Origin of the sequence: Mesorhizobium ventifaucium (assembly GCF_935822925.1) — a bacterium.
GTDB classification, from domain to species: Bacteria; Pseudomonadota; Alphaproteobacteria; order Rhizobiales; family Rhizobiaceae; genus Mesorhizobium; species Mesorhizobium ventifaucium.
The window spans coordinates 58,872-77,606 of record NZ_CAKXZS010000026.1; the positions used below are offsets into that span (position 1 = coordinate 58,872).

The following is an 18,735-nucleotide window of genomic DNA, read 5'->3' on the forward strand; positions in this document are numbered from 1 at the left end:
GGAGGACACGACGTCCCGTCGTCAAAACTGGCTGTCATCGAAGTGGGAACCGCATGCCTCTTGCTCTTTATGCTCTCGCCGCCGGTGCGTTCGGCATCGGTGTCACCGAATTCGTCATCATGGGCCTGCTGCTCGACGTCAGCACCGATCTCGGCGTCTCGATCTCGGCCGCCGGCCAGCTGATCTCCGGCTATGCGCTCGGCGTCGTTGTCGGCGCGCCGCTGCTGACGATTGCCACCGGCCGCTGGCCGCGCAAGACGGTGCTTCTGGCGCTGATGGCGATCTTCACCCTGGGCAATCTCGCCTGTGCACTGGCCCCCGACTACTGGACGCTGATGGGTGCCCGCGTGCTCACCGCCTTTGCCCACGGCACCTTCTTCGGCGTTGGTTCGGTCGTTGCGACCGGGCTGGTGGCGCCCAACAAAAAGGCCTCGGCCATCGCCCTGATGTTCACCGGCCTGACCATCGCCAACATCCTCGGCGTGCCCTTCGGCACCTGGCTCGGCCAAGCCTTCGGCTGGCGGGCGACCTTCTGGGCTGTAACCCTGGTCGGCATCGTCGCCTTCGCTGTCATTCTCCTGCTGGTGCCGCGCAGCCAGGCGCCTGAGAAGAGCGACCTGCGCGGCGATCTCGCTGTGCTCGGCCGCGCGCCGGTTCTGCTTGGCTTCGCCACCACTGTGCTGGGCTATGCCGGCGTCTTCGCCGTCTTCACCTATATCGCCCCCTTGCTGACCGAGATCACCGGTTTTGCGGAAGCAGCGGTGTCGCCGATCCTGCTTGTCTTCGGCGGCGGCCTCATCGCCGGCAATCTCGCCGGCGGCAAGTTCGCCGACCGCTGGCTGGTGCCTTCCGTTCTCGGCAGTCTCGTCGTGCTGGCGCTGGTGCTCGGCACGATGACCCTCGCCCTGCACAGCCGGGCGATCGCCGTCATCTATGTGGGCCTGCTCGGCGCCGCCGCCTTCGCCACCGTGGCGCCGCTGCAGATGTGGGTGCTGGAAAAGGCTGAAGGCGCCGGCCAAAGCCTCGCCTCGTCCTTCAACATCGCCGCCTTCAACCTCGGCAACGCCGCCGGCGCCTGGCTCGGCGGCATGGTCATCGCCCATGGCCCCGGCCTTGGCGCCGTCACCTGGGTCGCCGCGCTGCTGCCGCTCTCGGCGCTCGCCGTGGCGTGGCTGGCGCTGCGCCTCGGTCGTCCGACGCTCGGTGAACCGGCATCTGCCCGATCGTAGCAACCCGACGAACCCCTTAGACATCACAGGAGAAAAAAGATGGATTATCGACGTCTTGGCGCCTCGGGCCTGAAGGTCCCGGCGCTCTCGTTCGGCGCTGGAACCTTCGGCGGTTCGGGGCCGCTGTTCGGCGCCTGGGGCAACAGCGACGCGACGGAAGCGCGGCGGCTGGTCGACATCTGCCTGGAGGCCGGCGTCAACCTGTTCGACACCGCCGACGTCTATTCGAACGGCGCCTCCGAAGAAGTGCTCGGCGCGGCCATCAAGGGCCGCCGTGATGCCGTGCTGATCTCGACCAAGACCTCGCTGCCGATGGGCGACGGAGCCAACGATGCCGGCTCCTCCCGTTCGCGCCTCATCAAGGCGGTCGAGGACGCGCTCAAGCGGCTCGGCACCGATTACATCGACCTGCTGCAGCTGCACGCTTTCGACGCCGCAACGCCGATCGAGGAGGTGCTGTCGACGCTGGACGGTCTCGTTCGCGCCGGCAAGCTGCGCTATGTCGGCGTCTCCAACTTTTCCGGCTGGCAAGTGATGAAATCGCTCGGCCTGGCGGACAAGCATGGCTACCCGCGCTACGTCGCCCATCAGGTCTATTATTCGCTGGTCGGGCGCGACTATGAATGGGAGTTGATGCCGCTCGGCCTCGACCAGGGCGTTGGCGCGCTGGTGTGGAGCCCGCTCGGCTGGGGCCGCCTGACCGGCAAGATCCGCCGCGGCGAGCCACTGCCTGAAAAAAGCCGGTTGCACGACACCGCAAGCTTCGGGCCACCGGTCGAAGACGAGCAGCTCTACAGGGTTGTCGATGCGCTCGACACCGTCGCCAGGGAAACCGGCAAGACCGTGCCGCAGATCGCCATCAACTGGTTGCTGCAGCGGCCGACCGTCGCCTCTGTCATTATCGGCGCGCGCAACGAGGAACAGCTGCGCCAGAACCTCGGCGCCGTCGGTTGGTCATTGACATCAGACCAGATGAAGAAGCTCGACGCGGCAAGCGCCGTCACCGCGCCCTATCCGTATTTTCCGTATCGCCGGCAGGAGGGTTTTGCCCGGCTCAGCCCGCCAGCGGTTTGACCCCCGCGAAGGCCAGAAGCGCGGGAAACCGCCATTCGCAGGCCAGCTTCACCTGAATATCGACATGCACTAGTCTAGATCATTAGTCCTTCAAGGTGCGTCCGCGCCGGCATCCCTGGCGGCAAGCTGGCCGATGGCCGACCAATCGAGCTTTTCGCCGCCGGTGGCGAGCAGGGTGAGGAAGCGGTCCCGCAGGAGGCTCGCTAGCGGGAGCGGCACGCGCAACTCCTCGGCTGCTGCCAGCGTCAGCCGGATATCCTTCTGACCCAACGGCGCAGCGAAGCCAGCAGGCTCAAAGTTGCCATTCGCAATCAGCGCGCCATAGGTCTTGTAGACGGGTGCCGAAAACAGGGTCGACGTCAGGATTTCGAGATACAGTTGCTTGTCGACGCCGCCTTTGCTAACCAGCGCGATGGCTTCGCCGAGCGATTCGATCACCGAGGCGATCAGGAAATTGCCGCTAAGCTTCACCAGATTGGCGGCTTTCGGCGTCTTGGATACGACGACGGTCTTCTGGCCCACCGCATCGAGAATCGGTTGCACGGCGGCCATGGCATCCGGCGCTCCGGCCGCGACGACGAACAGTTTGCCGGCCGCTGCCGCATCGGGCCGGCCGAACACCGGTGCTGCAACGAAGCGCTGTCCAACTGCGGCATGATCGGCTGCGAGGCGCTCCGACAGAGCGACACTGATTGTGCTGCAGGAGATGTGCGTCGCTCCCTTCCGAAGGCTCGAGAGCAAGCCCCCATCGCCATAGACCACGCTTTCGACGGCGTGATCGTCTGCCAGCATAGTTATGACAGCCTCGCCGCGGCAGGCGTCTGAAAAATTGGCCGCCGATCGAGCACCCTTGTTGACGAGGCTCTCGGCCTTGCCGCGCGTCCGGTTGTAGACGGTCAGGCCATGCCCGGCTTCAAGAATGTTAGTGGCCATTCCGGCGCCCATGTGTCCCAGGCCAATCAAGCCGACGTCCATGATGGTCTCCTTTCAATGCGGTTCTGAGATCCGCGTTTCTCACTTGTGCCAATCCCGATCCAGAAGCTTGGAAAGGCCGGTTGGATCTTCCCCCGCGTAAAGCCCGCGACGCTCGGCCTCCATTGGAATGTGCTCCGTTGCCGCGCGGTTCCCATCGTAAGTGAACTTTTGTTAGAATGTCCCGACCTCAACCCAACGACTGGTCCGCATACTCAGCCCGACGAACAGCCGGGCAAAGGGCGATCAGGCGATCGATCGCCGACAATGCGAAGCGCAGGCTCGGTTCGTCAGTCAATCGTCCATCCCTGATCTTGTTGGTGACGTTGCCAATAACGACCTGCGGACCAAGAACGGGACGTGACTGGATGGCGAGCAGCGTCTCGTTGGCCTGCGCCTGAGCACGAACGCCGCCGGTGAAGGCCGGCGACACAGAGATGACGAGCACAGCTTTGCCGGTCAACGCCGAGTGGCCTAGCGGCCTCGATGCCCAGTCAAGCGCGTTCTTGAGAACGCCTGGGATGCCGTGATTGTACTCCGGCGTCGCGATCACGAGCCCATCGCTTTCCGCAACGGCTTGCCTGAACGCCTGCACTGTCTGCGGTGTCGAAGGTCCATCCTGGTCCTGGTCGTAAAGAGGCAGCCGCAGGTCGCCGATCTGGAGATCAACCGCCGGACTGAGCGCCGGCTGCAGGCCTCTGAGAACGGCAAGGGAGTAAGAACCTTGGCGCAGGCTCCCCGGCAAGCCGAGGAGCCGCACCTGTGTTCGTGTTTCCAACATCATCATCGGTGCAATTACTTTCCGGGCTGCAACGGGCCTGAACCGGTGCCAGTCGCTTCGATGGCGGCGGCGATCTCGGCCAAATCCTGCCCCGTCAGTTCGAGGCTTGCCGCATCCAGCCAGCCGTCCACCTGAGCCGGGCTGCGGGCACCGACGATCGCACCCGTCACCCCCGGCCAGGCGAGAGTCCAGGCAATCGCAACTGCTGCAACGCTCGTGCTGTGACGGTCCGCGATTGGTGCCAAGGCGTCCGCGAACCTCAGGTTGCGAGTAAGCTTTTCGCCGGTGAACTCCGCGTTGCGGGATCGCCAATCGTCTTTCGGCAAGGCTTGGGCACGCTCGACGGAGAAGCCGCCGGTGAGGAGGCCGGATTGCATGGGACTGTAGACGATGACCCCGGTCTGATGGGCGTGACACCAATTCAGTTCGGCCTTGGCGACCTCGCGACGAATCGCGGAGAACGGCGGTTGCAGCGTGTCGACATCGCCCAGGCTTTCGGCCGTTTCCAACTGCGCGGCACTATGATTGGAAAGGCCGACGGCCCGTACCTTGCCCTCCTTCTTCAGGTCGAGCAGCGTTTGCCAATATTCTTCCAGCGGCGTCCCATCCTCGGCCGGCCAGTGCATTTGGTAGAGGTCAATGCGCTCAACGCCAAGGCGCTTCAGTGAGGCTTCCACCTCGCGGCGGACACTTGCGGGCGCGCCGACTTTGCGGGGCAGCGCCTGGCGATCGTTTTCATCCCAGACGAGGCCACATTTGGTGAAAATGTAGGGTTGCTCGCTGGTCGGGATCTCTGCAAAGGCTTGCCGCACGACTTCTTCCGAGTGGCCGAGGCCGTAAATAGCTGCCGTGTCGATCCAATTGATGCCGCGTTCCACCGCATGACGGATCGCAGCGACCGACTCACGATCATCTTGAGTACCCCACCCCACGGCCCAATCGGCACCGCCGATCGCCCAGGCGCCGAACCCGACGCGGGTGATCTCCATGTCGGTTCGGCCCAGCCGGCGGGTCGGGAGGATCTTTTCGATATTTTGTTGAGTTGCGTCCATTAGGTATGTCCTGTCCTGTCACATAACATGCGCCCGGCTTATGCATCTTTCCAATGGATTATTCAGATGCTATTGATCTTCTCTGTAGCTTAATAGCGAGAAGATCATGGAACTCCGACAGTTGCAGCATTTCGTGGCGGTGGCCGAGGAGAACCACTTCACCCGGGCCGCACAGCGGGTGAACATCGTCCAATCAGCTCTTTCGGCCTCGATCCGAGCGCTCGAAGATGAACTCGGCGCAAAGCTCTTCATTCGCAGTACGCGACAGGTGCGCCTCACGACCACGGGCCGTGTCTTCCTCGACAAAGCGCGAGCCGCGCTTGAGGCGGTGCGCGAGGCGCGGAACACCGTCGCGGCGATGAACGGGTTGGAACAAGGCACGCTCTCCATTGGAACCGTCCAAAGCCTCCCGGCCTTTCTGGATTTGCCATCGCTGCTTGCGAGGTTCCACACGCGGCATCCAGGTATTGAGGTCCGGCTCTGCCAGGGGAGCACGACCCATCTGCTGGAAAAGATAAGAAGCGGGCGAATTGACCTAGCGTTTTTGCCTCTGTGCGAGCCTCCAGTCGGCATCACGACAACCATGATCGCCTGTGAATCACTCGTCATGATCTGCGCACTCGATCATGACCTGGCAGGCCGTGACGAGGTGTCGCTCTCTGCGTTGAAAGACGAACCATTCGTCGATTTCGAGCCGAATTGGGGGACGCGGAAACTAGTCGACCGCGCCTTTCTGGAAGTTGGCGTCGAGCGTCGTTCCGTCTTCGAGGTCAGTGACCTCGAAACACTTCTGGAACTGGTCGCGCGTGGCCTTGGGATCGCCCTTGTCCCGGAAACCATCGCTGAGGCAAGACGCTCCTCGCTCAACATCGCCCCCATAGGGCAAACGGAGATCTGCTGGGAGCTGGTCGTAGCCTACGCAGCCGGCGACGGCACGAGCCCTTATCCCCCAGACAATGCGCCAAGGGCCTTTCTGGAACTCCTGGCAAGCGCGAATAGCTTTGGCGGCGGCCTGCAGCACCAAGTCAATAAAGGTCATGCTTTTGAAACCGGCAACTCTAGCGTGTCCCTGTCTTAGCATTCGAAGTCTTAGCATTCGAAAGGCACCCAGCCCATCAATGCCCAATCCTTGGTCCGCTGTGGTTCATGCCGATTTGAATGACGAGATATATCCTGGTTTCGTTCACCGCTCCTCTGCGGAAAGGTGATCGGAGAGGCCGCTGCTGGTGCGCGTCTGCGCCGGTAACCACCAGGAGATGACCCATGCGCTTCAAAGGCAAAGACGTCCTCGTGACCGGCGGGAATTCGGGGATAGGACGCGGAATCGTCCACTATTTCCTGAAAGAGGGAGCCAGAGTTGCTTTCGCTGGCCGTGATCGCGAGAAGGGTCGCGCCGTCGAAGCGGAAGCAAGGGCAATCAGAGGCGAAGCGCGCTTTTTTCTATGCGATCTTTCCGAGGAGCATCAAGTCGAGGATCTGATCGGCCAAATCGGTCAATGGGGTCGTCGACTGGGGGTCGTGGTCAATAACGCAGGTGCTGGTTCGCGCCGGAGCGGCATCGAGCCAGGCGATGGTCCGGGAGTGAGATGGGACAAGATGCGCGGCGCCAACCTGGACTCCACCTATTTTGTGTCTTCCTATGCCATGCCGCTGATACGGGATTCTGGCGGAGGCGCGATTGTGAACATATCGTCCACGGCCACATTGCACGGCAATTGGGGGCTATACTGCGTCGCCAAAGCGGCCGTCGAAGCTCTTACGCGCTCGCTGGCAATAGAAGGCGCCCCCCTCGGGATCAGGGCGAACTGCGTCAGCCCTGGTTGGATTGCGACCGCAACCGATATGGAGGCGCCAGCTTCGGATAGAGCCGGCGATTGGACGGTGCCGCCAAGCATATTCGGCCGGATGGGCACGCCGGCCGAAATCGCAGCAGCTGTTGCCTTTCTGGCGAGCGATGAAGCTTCGTTCATCACAGGCCAGACCTTGGTCGCCGATGGGGGACTCTCGATCGTGGACTACACGTCGCATTCGCTTCTCGAGCAGCGCGGTTCAGTGCTGTTCTCAGGGATGGTCGGGAACACCGCGTAAGCAGGTCTGACGAAACAGACCCAAAGCCGACTGCCGGCCTTTCCCCAAGGCGGGTGCGGCGCTGGCAGCGCCGCCACGACCTCCACGGGAACGAGCTGCGGCCCGGACGGCGATGAGATCTGGCAGAGCTCCTTGTGCCACCGCAAAAGCCGGCTCACAACCAGCCGATCGCACAATCTCACACTCGCCCCAGCCTCAAAGACTCAAACGTCGCCGTAACCAGCCGCTCCTTCTCCTCCCGCGCCGACCGCCGCTCGACTGGCGTGATCACGTCAATCTGATGCTTCGTGATAGCACCAGTCCTAGTGCTTGCCCTTTAATGCAGCACGAACTCGCCGTCGACCTTGTGCCATTCGTTGGGCGCGATCAGCTTCTGGTGCGTATAGCTCACCGAATGCAGCGGGCCATCGAGCTTGGTCTGCCAGAACTCGATGAACCGAATCAGCACCGGAAATTTGGGAGCGATGTCGTAGTCCTGCCAGATGAAGCTCTGCAGCAGATGCGGATGATCGGGAAAGTGATAAAGAATCTTGGCCGTGGTCAAGCCATAGCCTTTGAGCATCAGGTCCATTTCGGAATGGTCACGCATCGCGGTTCCCCTGGTTGATTCTCCTTTCCTCCCAATTTGAAATTGTGCGCGCTATTTGCTTAATCGTCTATTGATATTTCGTAGTTAGAGGCCAGATTTACGACGCAAAAACATGCGGTTAGCAGCGATCGTAGTCGAGTGCTGATAGCGGCGAAAACGACGTCTGCGGCATCCCGCCGCGCGAATCCAACGTCTAATGTTGCCGTCGCCGCGGAACTGTTAATAATGCGCGCGAATTCGCGGCCGCTGCGCCGCGATGCTGCTCGGCGGCAAGCTGGCAGTTGGTCTTGGGAGGGAATGGAAAAATGTCCGAGGTTCATGTCCATCGCGTCCAGCCGGCGTGGAAGAAGAATGCGCTGATCGACAATGACACCTATTTGAAATGGTACGCCGACAGCCTGAAAAACCCGGACAAATTCTGGGGCAAGCACGGCAAGCGCATCGACTGGTTCAAGCCCTACAGCAAGGTCAAGAACACCTCCTTCGACGGCAAGGTCTCGATCAAATGGTTCGAGGATGGCGAGACCAACGTTTCCTGGAACTGCATCGACAGGCATCTGAAAAAGCGCGGCGATCAGACCGCCATCATCTGGGAAGGCGACAATCCCTACGACGACAGGAAGATCACCTATAACGAGCTCTACGCGCATGTCTGCCGGCTCGCCAATGTGATGAAGAAGCACGGCGTTAGGAAAGGTGACCGCGTCACCATCTACATGCCGATGATCCCGGAAGCCGCCTATGCGATGCTTGCCTGCACGCGCATCGGCGCCATCCATTCGGTAGTCTTCGGCGGTTTCTCACCGGACGCGCTGGCCGGCCGCATCGACGACTGCAAGTCAAGCTTCGTCATCACCGCCGACGAGGGCCTGCGCGGCGGCAAGCCGATCCCGTTGAAGGATAACACCGACAAGGCGATCGAGATCGCCGCCAAGGCCGGAACGAAAGTCGAAAAGGTCGTCGTCGTGCGCCGCACCGGCGGCAAGACCGGCTGGGTGGCCGAACGCGACGTCTGGTACCATGAAGAGATCGCGACGGTTAAGGCGGAATGCAAGCCGGAGAAGATGAAGGCCGAGGACCCACTGTTCATCCTCTACACATCGGGCTCGACCGGCAAGCCGAAGGGTGTGCTGCACACCACGGCCGGCTATCTCGTCTATGTCTCGATGACCCACCAATATGTCTTCGACTACCATGACGGCGATATCTACTGGTGCACCGCCGATGTCGGCTGGGTCACCGGCCACAGCTATATCGTCTACGGGCCGCTCGCCAACGGCGCCACCACGCTGATGTTCGAAGGCGTGCCCAACTATCCGTCGCAATCCCGTTTCTGGGAGGTCATCGACAAGCACAAGGTCAACATCTTCTACACCGCGCCGACGGCGTTGCGCGCGCTGATGGGCGCCGGCGACACCCATGTCACCAAAACCTCGCGCAAATCGCTGCGCGTGCTCGGCACGGTCGGCGAGCCGATCAACCCGGAAGCCTGGGAGTGGTATTTCAACGTCGTCGGCAACGGCAAGGTGCCGATCGTCGACACCTGGTGGCAGACCGAGACCGGCGGCATCCTGATCACGCCGTTGCCCGGCGCCACCCCGCTCAAGGCAGGTTCCGCGACGCGGCCGTTCTTCGGCGTCAAGCCGCAACTGGTCGACGGCGACGGCAAGGTGCTGGAGGGCGTAGCCAGCGGCAACCTCTGCATCGCCGATTCCTGGCCGGGCCAGATGCGCACCGTCTATGGCGATCACGAGCGCTTCGTGCAGACCTATTTTTCCACTTACAAGGGCAAGTATTTTACCGGCGACGGCTGCCGCCGCGACGCCGACGGCTACTATTGGATTACCGGCCGCGTCGACGACGTCATCAACGTCTCCGGCCACCGAATGGGCACGGCCGAGGTCGAATCCGCGCTGGTTTCGCACGAGAAAGTCTCCGAGGCCGCCGTCGTCGGCTATCCGCACGACATCAAGGGCCAGGGCATTTACTGCTACGTCACATTGATGGCTGGCGAGAAGCCGAACGAGGAACTGCGCAAGGAACTTGTCGCCCACGTCCGCAAGGACATCGGCGCCATCGCCACGCCCGACAAGATCCAATTCGCTCCTGGCCTGCCGAAAACCCGCTCGGGCAAGATCATGCGGCGCATCCTGCGCAAGATCGCCGAGGACGATTTTGCCGCACTCGGCGATACCTCGACGCTGGCCGACCCGGCGGTCGTCGACGACCTCATCGCCAACCGGCAAAACAAGCGGGCCTGATGTCCACCTCGACGGAGATCGGCACTGTCATCGAGCTCTGGCGCTATCCGGCGAGTTCGCTCGCCGGCGAACGCCAGGATGTAATTTCCGTCGGCCTTGAGACCATCGACGGCGACCGCCTGTTCGGCCTTGTCGACGCCTCTGACGGTGAGATCGCGCGGCCTGACCGCGAGGCGAAATGGCACAAGGTGCCACTCATTCGGACCCGGTTGTCGCAGGCCCGCCAACTCGAGATTGCTACACCGCAGGGCGATTGGCTGCCAGCGCCCGGAGCCGAATGTGACCGAGCCGTTTCCGCCTTTCTCGGCTTCGCAGCCTCGATTCGGCCGTTTCGCCAGAACGATGCGCCGGACTACGCCGGCCTTCTGACCGCCGAGCGTTACCGCAAGGCGCCCATCCACCTCCTGACCACCGCTTCGCTGGCGCGCCTGAAGGCGTTGCATCCGGAAGGCGCCGCCAACCCGCGCCGCTTCCGCCCGAACATCGTCGTCGACGTAGCGGCGATCGAGGAATCATTCCCGGAGACGGAATGGATCGGACGCAAGCTGGCGATCGGCGATCTGCTGCTGACCATCTCCGAACCATGCCGCCGCTGCGGCTTCACCATCATAGCCCAGGACGGCTTCGACCACGACGCGGCGATCCTGCGCAATCTGATCCGCCACAACGCGCACAATTTCGGCGTCTATTGCACGGTCGACCGGCCAGCCAGTGTCGGGGTGGGCGAGATGATGCGGTTCATTTAGGCGGTGCAGAACATTTGAGAGGGGGGTGCGAAGGATCTCGGCAGAACGCAATACGCATGCTGATCATCGATAAAGGTCCGCCCGCGTCGGCGGCAGGCCGCTTGGACCCCGCGCGCGCTTGGTGACGACGGTCTGGAAAATCTGCGCCGAGGCGCGTTCGAAAGTGATCGAACAGCCGGTGAGATAGAGCAGCCAGAGACGCGCCTTGGCTTCGCCGACCTCGGCGATCGCCTCGTCGAAGCGAGCGTGGAGGCGCTCGGCCCACAGGCGGCAGGTGCGGGCGTAGTGCTCGCGCAAATTCTCGACATCGTAGACGAGGAAGCCGTGCGCTTCGAGATTGCCGAGCGTCATGCCGATCGTGTCGAGCTCTCCGCCGGGAAATATGTATTTGATCAGCGCCTTGAATTCCGGGCCCTTGCGCAAGGTCTTCTTGATGCTGCCCTTGTCGCGCCGGGTGATGGCGTGGTGCAGATAGATGCCGCCCGGCTTGAGCAGGCGACGAATGGTCGAGAAATAGGCGGCGTGGTTGGCCAGCCCGAGATGCTCGAACATGCCGATCGACGAGATCTTGTCGAAGGAGCCGGACAGCTCGGCATAGGACTTTATCTCGATGGTGATGCGATCCTCCAGTCCCTCAGCACGGATGCGCTCGCGGGCGAACTCAGTCTGGGCTTCCGACAGCGAGACGCCATGGCCGACGACGCCGTAATTTTTCGCGGCATGGATGAGCATCGCTCCCCAGCCGCAGCCGATGTCGAGCAGCCTTTCGCCGGGCTTCAGCCGGAGCTTGCGGCAGATATGGTCGAGCTTGTCCTTCTGCGCCTGGTCGATGCCATTGGCGAAATCGGTGAAATAGCCGCAGCTATAGACCATGCGTTCGTCGAGGAAGAGCCGGTAGAAGGCGTTCGAAATGTCGTAGTGGTGCTGGATTGCTTGACTGTTCGACCCGCTGACGAAGGGATTGCGCCCGGAAAGGTCGGTCCGCGCCGTCATCTGCTTTCGCGAAAACAGCACGGCCGGCAGGTCGCGCAGGACCGCGAGCTTGGGCAACGACTTGAGCTTCGTCCTGAGCTTGCCGTGCGCAGGCAGAGCGTAGAAATCGAACAACGACCCGTCTTCCACGTCGATGGTCTTGGAGATCCACATTTCGATCAGCGTCGAGAGGTTGGGCCGGCGCATCACCTGCCAGACGATGTCCTGGTCGTTGATGGTGACCACGGGGCCGGTGGCGGGGCCGATCCGCTCGCCATTCCACAGCTTGACCGCGAAACCCGGCTTCAACGTCTCGATAACCGTTCGAACGATCCGTGCGGCTCTGTCGGCTGCCTCCATCCCCAATCCTTCCTGCCCGCTGGTGTTCCGAGAACGACTTTGCCTGTCCGATAGGATAGCCGCAAGCAGTTAGCGGCAAACGCGCACCGCATTTTCACGATGGCGCCTTGCCATTTGCAGATCGACACCCCATCATGAGCGCGTGTTCAACAAATCGAAAGGAGGTGATCCGATGTCGAGTGATTTCGTTTTCCAGAACGTGGCCTCAGCGGATTGCACTTTCGGGAAGCAGTCTTCCCGTTAAGGCGCGCGATGCGCGGCAGGCGACGCCTGGAGCGCCGCGGGTCCTTTGGACGCGCAAAGGACGCTCCAGCACTTTAAGTCACGTCGCTGCCATGGGCCGCGCCATGGACGGAAACACGGAAGGCCGCCGGCTTCGAAAGAAGCGGCGGCCTTTTCCTTGTCCGGATCCTCTCTGGTCAATGCCCTCTATTTGGTCAATGCCAGCCTTTCGATGTTGCGCGCTATGTCCTGGAAAGCCTGGTTGAGTTCCGTCCCGTTCGCGGCCTGATAGAAGTGCTTGATCTTGCCGGTATCCGGGCTCGCGCAATTCTGCAGTGTCGCCTGGGCATTCTCCTCGTTGAGATCGAAACCGATGGTGAAGATTTCGATGCCCTTGTCGCGCATGGCGGTGCAGAGCGTCTTGGCTGCCGTGCGGGTCGGTTCCTTGCCGGCATCATTATAGACGTCACCGACAGTGCTGGCATCGAAATAGGACAGGTTGAACTCGCCGTCGGTCATCAGGATCGCGATTTTGGCGACCTTTTTCGGATCCGCTTTGGCCGGCCGCTGCGACGCGTTCATCACACTGCCCCAGTTTTCCGAAAGCATGTACCAGGTCCACTGCACGCCGATATGGCCCGCGGTGCCGCCCGATGCGACAAAGTTCTTGATGACGTTCTTGAGCGCCGCGGCGTCCGCCGTCAGCGGCTTCAACGCGGCGACCGGGCAGGCAGCCGTGCCGGTCGGCCAGGCGAAGAACGACAACAGGTAATCGCGATTGACCATGCTGATGTCGGGCCCTACATCCGAATATTGATAGGTGCCCTTGCGCTCGGCGGCGCAATTGTCCGGACGCGTTAAGCCGGAGACATACTGTATAGCGCCATTGCCGGGCGCCTGCTTGCGCTGGCTGGTCGAGGCTTCGACGTAGACGCTGCTGCCGGCAAGCGCGCCGGCATTCACCGAATTGGCGTAGGGCACGATGGAGACTCGCACTCGGGGGTTGGCGGGGTCCTGACCGCCCAGGAAGCTGTCGACCGCGTTCGCTGCGGCCGTTCTCAGGTCGATTATTTTCTGGCCGGCCATTGAACCTGTGACGTCGAGCATCATCGCCACTTCGATCGTCTTGTCCGAATAGAATGCCGTCGTCGATGCGGCAATGCGCTTCATATCGCCCATGCCGAAGATTGAAAAATAGAGGCCGAGATCGACATGGATCTCCGCCTGAACCGTCTTGGCGGTCCTGTCGACGGTCAATTTGTCGAGGACGATCCGATCAGCCTGCAGGATGCCCGCTCGGCTGTTGGCATCGAAAAACGCCTGCACCGACTCGTTGGCGTCGGCCTCCTTGATCACGCCGGTGGTCAGGTCGCGTGCCGTCGAGGTCACCGCCGCATCGACCACGCCCTGCAAACTCGACTTGACGTTGTAGAGCTGGGAAACGTTGACGGCAAAGCCGACGCCCAGCGCCAGCACCGACGCGACCATGCCGAACAGAACCGCTAAATTTCCGCTGCGATCTCTGGCAAAGCCGCCGATCGCGTGAAAAGGACCCCCAAAACGCCGCATGCTTTCGCCTCCATTCGCCACGACCTCGAAGCCGTTCGAAGGCCGCATTGCAGGATTCCGGCCGGAATGGCCCCGCCAACGGATCAACACCGGCGGCTCATCGTCAAATCATTGTTTTTGCTTGGTTTCGAAATGCGGCAAGGTAAACAGCCTGTAAACGACAAGCCGCTGCCGGCAGTTTCGTTACGAAGCGCTTACCATGATCCCGAAGTCTGCCGTGGGGCACAAGAACCCGATCCCGATCCGGCACAGAGGTTCTGTGCCGAAGCGGATCAGGGACATCATATCCATGGACAGCCCGGTGATCGTAACAGCCGGACGCGTAGTTTGCGCTTGCCCTTCTATGCCAGCATTTGCGCGCTGGCGGTCCTGTCGACGCCGTGATGGGGCGGGTTGAACAGATTGCTTTCCTGCTCGTAGGTCCAGACCTTGAACAGGCTGAGCCGGTGCGGGCCGAAACTGTGCAGCAGCGGCACGTCGGTCGCGTCGCGGCCACGCGCAATGACCACGCGGCCGATCCTCGGCATGTTGTGGCGGGGGTCGAACGTGTACCACTTGCCGTCGAGGAACACTTCCAGCCACGCCGAAAAATCCATCGGCGCCGGGTCGACCGGTACGCCGATGTCGCCGAGATAACCGTTCACGTAGCGGGCTGGGATGTTCATGCAGCGGCAGAGCGTGATCGCCAGATGAGCGAAGTCGCGGCAGACGCCGACGCGCTCCTCATGCGCCTGCGCCGCCGTGCGGGTCGGGCGCGCATAGCCGTAACCGAACGACAGACGGTTGTGGACATAGTCGACGATCGCCTGCACCCGGGCCCAGCCGGATGGAACAGACCCGAAAAGCTGCCAGGCCAGATCGCTGAGATGATCGGTTTCGCAATAGCGACTGCCGAGCAGATAGCAGAGCACATCGTCGGGCAACTCCGCCACCGGCACTTCCCTGGCCAGCGTGTTGACCTCGTCGGTCTCGCCGCTGTCCTCGACGACGGCGTCGTAAAGAATGCGAAAGCCTCCCCCAGGCGCGATGAAGCGGCGGCAAGCGTTTCCATAAAGATCGTGATAGAGCCTGGTTGGCACGGAAGGCGAGGTCAGCACGCGCGTCTGCCGTTTGATGTCGGCCTGGCGCTGCTTGTGGATCTCGAGCAGCGAAATCACCGGGGTGGCTTCAGCACAGTCGATGGCGATTTCGTAGCCGAGCCGAATCAGCATCGGGCTTCCCCTCTTTTGAGTGACGGTTGGATTAACGCGAGATGGCCGGCCGTGGTTCCCTGGTCTGTCGAAAAAGGCGATCTCGCGCCTTCCCATGCCGCCGATGCGACGTTACGGTCGGTCGACAAGCTTTGGCTCCTTCCGAAACAACCTGGGATTGCAGATGTTCGCAGGCAGAAAATTCGCAGCCTTGCTGCTCGACATGGACGGCACGGTGGTCAATTCGATTGCCGCGGCAGAAAGGGTCTGGGCAGATTGGGCGCGCCGGCAAGGTCTCGACGTTGCCGCCTTCCTGCCGACGATCCATGGCGTGCGGGCGATCGAGACCATCGCTCGGCTGGCGCTTCCAGGCGTCGACCCTATGCGTGAAGCCGACGCGCTTCTGCAGGCCGAGGCGGCCGACATCGACGGTATCCTTCCGATCGCCGGCGCCGCGGCGTTTCTGGCGTCGCTGCCATCCGAGCGCTGGGCTATCGTCACTTCGGCGCCGCGCGAACTGGCTCTGCTGCGAATCGCGGCCGCCGGCATCCCGCTTCCCGCCATCCTTGTCGCGGCCGAGGACGTTTCCCGCGGCAAGCCGGCGCCGGATTGCTTCCGGCTGGCGGCCGAGCGGCTGGGCGTCGACGCGCGCGACTGCCTCGTTTTCGAAGATGCGCCCGCCGGAATAGCGGCGGCCGAGGCCGCAGGAGCCACCGTCGTGGTCATCAGCGCCACGCACCAGTATCCGTTGCAAACGCCGCATGCTGCGATCGCTGGTTATGACGGGATCGGCGTCACCGTCGACGACCGCGGCTGGATTGTCCTCGCGGCGGAGCGGGCTGCGGCTTAGGACGCCCTTAGAAATCGCTGGTCAGGCCCTTGACCTCCCAATCACCATAGCGGCCGGGTTCCCTGCCGCCACGGCCGCCGACCTCCCGGGGCATCGCGGCTTCCTGCTGGCGATAGTGTTCGCGCCGTGCTTCCGCTTCCGCCAAAGCGCGGCGGGCTGCCGGCGTCAGCGTCCTTTGCGGCGCGTCGCGACTGAGGCCGGCGTTTGCGTTGCTGGTTTCGCCTGTTTTATTGGTTTCGTCGATCATGCGATATTCCCGGATTGAAACATGGCCCAATTGAAACAAGGCCACACGTTTCCCATCATATAGCGATGAGCCGACGAGGATCGACCCTTTTTCCGGAAGGCCGGCAGAAACGGAGCAGACAATGAACACACTTCGCACCGCCATGCTTTTGGCAGCGATGACCGCGCTGTTCATGGGTGTCGGCTATCTGATCGGCGGATCGGGCGGCATGATGATCGCCTTGCTGATTGCCGCGGCCATGAACCTGTTCAGCTATTGGAACGCCGACAAGATGGTGCTGTCGATGAACCGCGCCGTCGAGGTCGATGAAAGGAACGCCCCGGAATATTACGCCATCGTGCAGAGCCTCGCCAGACAGGCCGGCCTGCCGATGCCGAAAACCTACCTGATCGACAACCCGCAGCCCAACGCTTTCGCCACCGGCCGCAACCCGCAGAATGCCGCGGTCGCCGCCACCACCGGGCTGTTGCAGCAACTGTCGCATGAGGAGGTCGCGGCCGTCATGGCGCACGAGCTCGCCCATGTCGAGCACCGCGACACGCTGACCATGACGATCGTCGCCACGCTTGCCGGCGCGATCTCGATGGTCGGCAATTTCGCCTTCTTTTTCGGCGGCAACCGCGACAACAACAATTCCCTCGGCATTATCGGTGTTCTGGTGGCGATGATCGTGGCGCCGTTCGCCGCCATGATCGTGCAGATGGCGATCAGCCGTACCCGTGAGTACGAGGCCGACCGGCGCGGCGCCGAGATCTGTGGACAGCCGCTTTGGCTTGCCTCGGCCCTTGACAAGATCGCCCGTGGCGCCGAACGCATCCGCAACCCTGATGCCGAACGCAACCCGGCGACCGCCCACCTCTTCATCATCAATCCACTTTCCGGCGAGCGCATGGACAGCCTGTTTTCCACCCATCCGAACACCGACAACCGCATCGCGGCCCTGCAGGCAATGGCGCAGGACATGGCCGGTGGCGCATCCGCGCGGCAGCCTATGCCGCGGCAGGCGGACGGGCAGAGGCCATCAGGCCCGTGGGAGAGAGCAGCCGAGCAGCCTGAGCAGCCGCCGGCCAGGCCGAGATCCAATCCCTGGGGCCGCAATCCGACCGGACCCAAGGGTCCGTGGTCGTGAGCGAAGCGAAACGCCGACACCAAATTTCAGGCGATCATGAAAACAAGGCAGTGAGCCCCGGCGAGCCCGTTGCCGGCCTCGCCGCGCGCAAGGCGGCTGCCCGGCTGCTCGCCGCCGTCATCGATGCCAAAACGCCGCTCGACGGGCTGACCGATCACGAGAACGGCCATCCGCAGTACAAGGCGCTCGACCTGCGCGACCGGGCGCTGGTGCGCGCCATACTGGTCACTGCGCTGCGCTTCCGCATGACCATTTCAGGGTTGCTGGCCCGCCGCCTGGAAAAGCCGCTGCCGCCCAACGCCACCGCGCTTTCGCATATTCTGCATGTAGCAGCGGCGCAGATCCTGTTCCTCGATATTCCCGACAGCGCCGCAGTCGACCTTGCCGTGACCCACGCCAAGTCCGATCCACGCACGGTGCGCTTCTCCGGTCTCGTCAATGGCGTGCTGCGCACGCTGGCGCGGTCCAAGCAGGCCGAACTGGCTGCAGCGCTTGCCGCCACCGACGAAGCGCCGAAATGGTTTTCCGACCGGCTGAAAGCCGCCTATGGCGTCGACAAAGCCAGGCAAATTCTCGCTGCCCACAGATACGAGGCGCCGGTCGACTTCACGGTCAAGACCGATCCTGCGCTGTGGGCCGAGCGGCTCGGCGGCATCGTGCTGCCGACCGGCACTGTGCGCGTCGAGAAACTCAGCGCCTCGGTCACTGAACTGCCCGGCTTTGAAGACGGCGCCTGGTGGGTCCAGGATGCCGCCGCCAGCCTTCCGGCCCGGCTTTTCGGCGACGTCAGGGGTTTGCGCATCGCCGATCTCTGCGCCGCTCCCGGCGGCAAGACCGCTCAGCTCATTCTCGGCGGCGCCACGGTCACCGCGATCGATTCATCGAAGAACCGGTTGGGGCGGCTCTCGCAGAATCTCGAACGGCTTGGTCTGTCCGCAGAAATTGTCCAGGCCGATCTGCTCAAATACGAGCCGGAACAACTGTTCGACGCCGTCCTCCTCGATGCCCCGTGCTCTTCGACCGGCACGGTGCGGCGGCATCCCGACGTGCCCTGGACGAAGACGGCGGCCGACATCGAAAAACTCGCCGATCTGCAGCGAAGGCTGCTCGCCCGCGCCGTCACCCTGGTCAGGCCCGGCGGACGGATCGTCTTTTCCAACTGTTCGCTCGACCCGCTCGAAGGCGAGGCGCTTCACCGCGCCTTCCTCACCGGGACGGCTGATATTGTCGACGATCCGCTCCGCCCGGGCGAGATCGCCGGCATCGATCCGTTCCTGACGCCGCAAGGCACGCTGCGCACCACGCCCGCAGATCTGGAGCTCGGCTCACCGGAACGGTCCGGGCTGGACGGCTTCTTCGCCGCCCGCATGCGCAGAGCCGGCCAACGCTGAGAATTTGAAGACT

At 62.6% G+C, this 18,735-nt stretch carries 17 protein-coding genes; 9 read left to right on the top strand and 8 right to left on the bottom strand.

The window, feature by feature from the left end:
* Positions 1 to 53: 53 nt before the first annotated feature.
* The gene (locus tag NMG70_RS23195; protein ID WP_254026677.1) at positions 54 to 1,229 is read left to right on the top strand and encodes an MFS transporter; all 1,176 of its coding nucleotides are present in this window, start codon (positions 54 to 56) and stop codon (positions 1,227 to 1,229) included.
* A gap of 39 nt (positions 1,230 to 1,268) precedes the next feature.
* Entirely contained in the window at positions 1,269 to 2,303 is a 1,035-nt protein-coding gene (locus NMG70_RS23200; RefSeq protein ID WP_254026678.1) for an aldo/keto reductase, read from the top strand.
* 90 nt (positions 2,304 to 2,393) lie between these two features.
* On the opposite strand, the gene NMG70_RS23205 is transcribed toward NMG70_RS23200, so the two are convergent.
* The 3 genes from NMG70_RS23205 to NMG70_RS23215 form a co-directional block, all read right to left on the bottom strand.
* On the bottom strand, positions 2,394 to 3,278 hold the full coding sequence (locus NMG70_RS23205) for an NAD(P)-dependent oxidoreductase (protein WP_254026679.1): 885 nt from the start codon (positions 3,276 to 3,278) through the stop codon (positions 2,394 to 2,396).
* A 187-nt stretch (positions 3,279 to 3,465) separates the two neighbouring features.
* Entirely contained in the window at positions 3,466 to 4,062 is a 597-nt protein-coding gene (locus NMG70_RS23210) for an NADPH-dependent FMN reductase (protein WP_254026680.1), read from the bottom strand.
* A gap of 8 nt (positions 4,063 to 4,070) precedes the next feature.
* Positions 4,071 to 5,108 (bottom strand): aldo/keto reductase, encoded by a 1,038-nt coding sequence (locus tag NMG70_RS23215; protein ID WP_254026681.1) that lies wholly within the window; start codon positions 5,106 to 5,108, stop codon positions 4,071 to 4,073.
* A gap of 106 nt (positions 5,109 to 5,214) precedes the next feature.
* Here NMG70_RS23215 and NMG70_RS23220 point away from each other — a divergent pair, with 106 nt between their 5' ends.
* Both NMG70_RS23220 and NMG70_RS23225 read left to right on the top strand, forming a co-directional pair.
* Positions 5,215 to 6,186 carry a LysR substrate-binding domain-containing protein gene (locus tag NMG70_RS23220; RefSeq protein WP_254026682.1) on the top strand — a complete coding sequence of 324 codons (972 nt, stop codon included), beginning with the start codon at positions 5,215 to 5,217 and terminating at the stop codon, positions 6,184 to 6,186.
* Positions 6,187 to 6,371: 185 nt separating this feature from the next.
* Positions 6,372 to 7,196, top strand: coding sequence for an SDR family NAD(P)-dependent oxidoreductase (locus tag NMG70_RS23225; protein ID WP_254026683.1), 825 nt, complete (start codon positions 6,372 to 6,374; stop codon positions 7,194 to 7,196).
* A 316-nt stretch (positions 7,197 to 7,512) separates the two neighbouring features.
* On the opposite strand, the gene NMG70_RS23230 is transcribed toward NMG70_RS23225, so the two are convergent.
* Positions 7,513 to 7,785, bottom strand: a complete 273-nt coding sequence (locus NMG70_RS23230; protein ID WP_065011174.1) for an usg protein — start codon at positions 7,783 to 7,785, stop codon at positions 7,513 to 7,515.
* Positions 7,786 to 8,090: 305 nt separating this feature from the next.
* Between NMG70_RS23230 and acs the strand changes: the two genes are divergently transcribed.
* Positions 8,091 to 10,046, top strand: a complete 1,956-nt coding sequence (acs, locus tag NMG70_RS23235) for an acetate--CoA ligase (RefSeq protein WP_254026684.1) — start codon at positions 8,091 to 8,093, stop codon at positions 10,044 to 10,046.
* On the top strand, positions 10,046 to 10,792 hold the full coding sequence (locus tag NMG70_RS23240) for an MOSC domain-containing protein (RefSeq protein ID WP_254026685.1): 747 nt from the start codon (positions 10,046 to 10,048) through the stop codon (positions 10,790 to 10,792). The genes acs and NMG70_RS23240 overlap by 1 nt, the downstream gene beginning before the upstream one ends.
* Before the next feature lie 63 nt (positions 10,793 to 10,855).
* Here NMG70_RS23240 and NMG70_RS23245 read toward each other — a convergent pair whose 3' ends face one another.
* The 3 genes from NMG70_RS23245 to NMG70_RS23255 form a co-directional block, all read right to left on the bottom strand.
* Positions 10,856 to 12,124 carry a class I SAM-dependent methyltransferase gene (locus NMG70_RS23245; protein WP_254026686.1) on the bottom strand — a complete coding sequence of 423 codons (1,269 nt, stop codon included), beginning with the start codon at positions 12,122 to 12,124 and terminating at the stop codon, positions 10,856 to 10,858.
* A 429-nt stretch (positions 12,125 to 12,553) separates the two neighbouring features.
* Positions 12,554 to 13,915 (bottom strand): pilus assembly protein, encoded by a 1,362-nt coding sequence (locus NMG70_RS23250; protein WP_254026687.1) that lies wholly within the window; start codon positions 13,913 to 13,915, stop codon positions 12,554 to 12,556.
* A 341-nt stretch (positions 13,916 to 14,256) separates the two neighbouring features.
* A complete protein-coding gene (locus tag NMG70_RS23255) occupies positions 14,257 to 15,126 on the bottom strand; it encodes a transglutaminase-like domain-containing protein (protein WP_254026688.1) in 870 nt (289 codons plus the stop codon).
* 163 nt (positions 15,127 to 15,289) lie between these two features.
* On the opposite strand from NMG70_RS23255, the gene NMG70_RS23260 reads away from it, so the two are divergent.
* Complete coding sequence (locus NMG70_RS23260) at positions 15,290 to 15,955, top strand: HAD-IA family hydrolase (protein ID WP_254026689.1); 666 nt, start codon at positions 15,290 to 15,292, stop codon at positions 15,953 to 15,955.
* A 7-nt stretch (positions 15,956 to 15,962) separates the two neighbouring features.
* Here the strand turns inward: NMG70_RS23260 and NMG70_RS23265 are convergent, their stop codons facing one another.
* A complete protein-coding gene (locus NMG70_RS23265; RefSeq protein ID WP_254026690.1) occupies positions 15,963 to 16,202 on the bottom strand; it encodes a DUF1674 domain-containing protein in 240 nt (79 codons plus the stop codon).
* Between the two features lie 121 nt (positions 16,203 to 16,323).
* On the opposite strand from NMG70_RS23265, the gene htpX reads away from it, so the two are divergent.
* Entirely contained in the window at positions 16,324 to 17,331 is a 1,008-nt protein-coding gene (htpX, locus tag NMG70_RS23270; protein WP_254026691.1) for a zinc metalloprotease HtpX, read from the top strand.
* Positions 17,332 to 17,381: 50 nt separating this feature from the next.
* Positions 17,382 to 18,722, top strand: a complete 1,341-nt coding sequence (locus NMG70_RS23275) for an RsmB/NOP family class I SAM-dependent RNA methyltransferase (protein WP_254026692.1) — start codon at positions 17,382 to 17,384, stop codon at positions 18,720 to 18,722.
* The last annotated feature ends 13 nt before the right edge of the window (positions 18,723 to 18,735 follow it).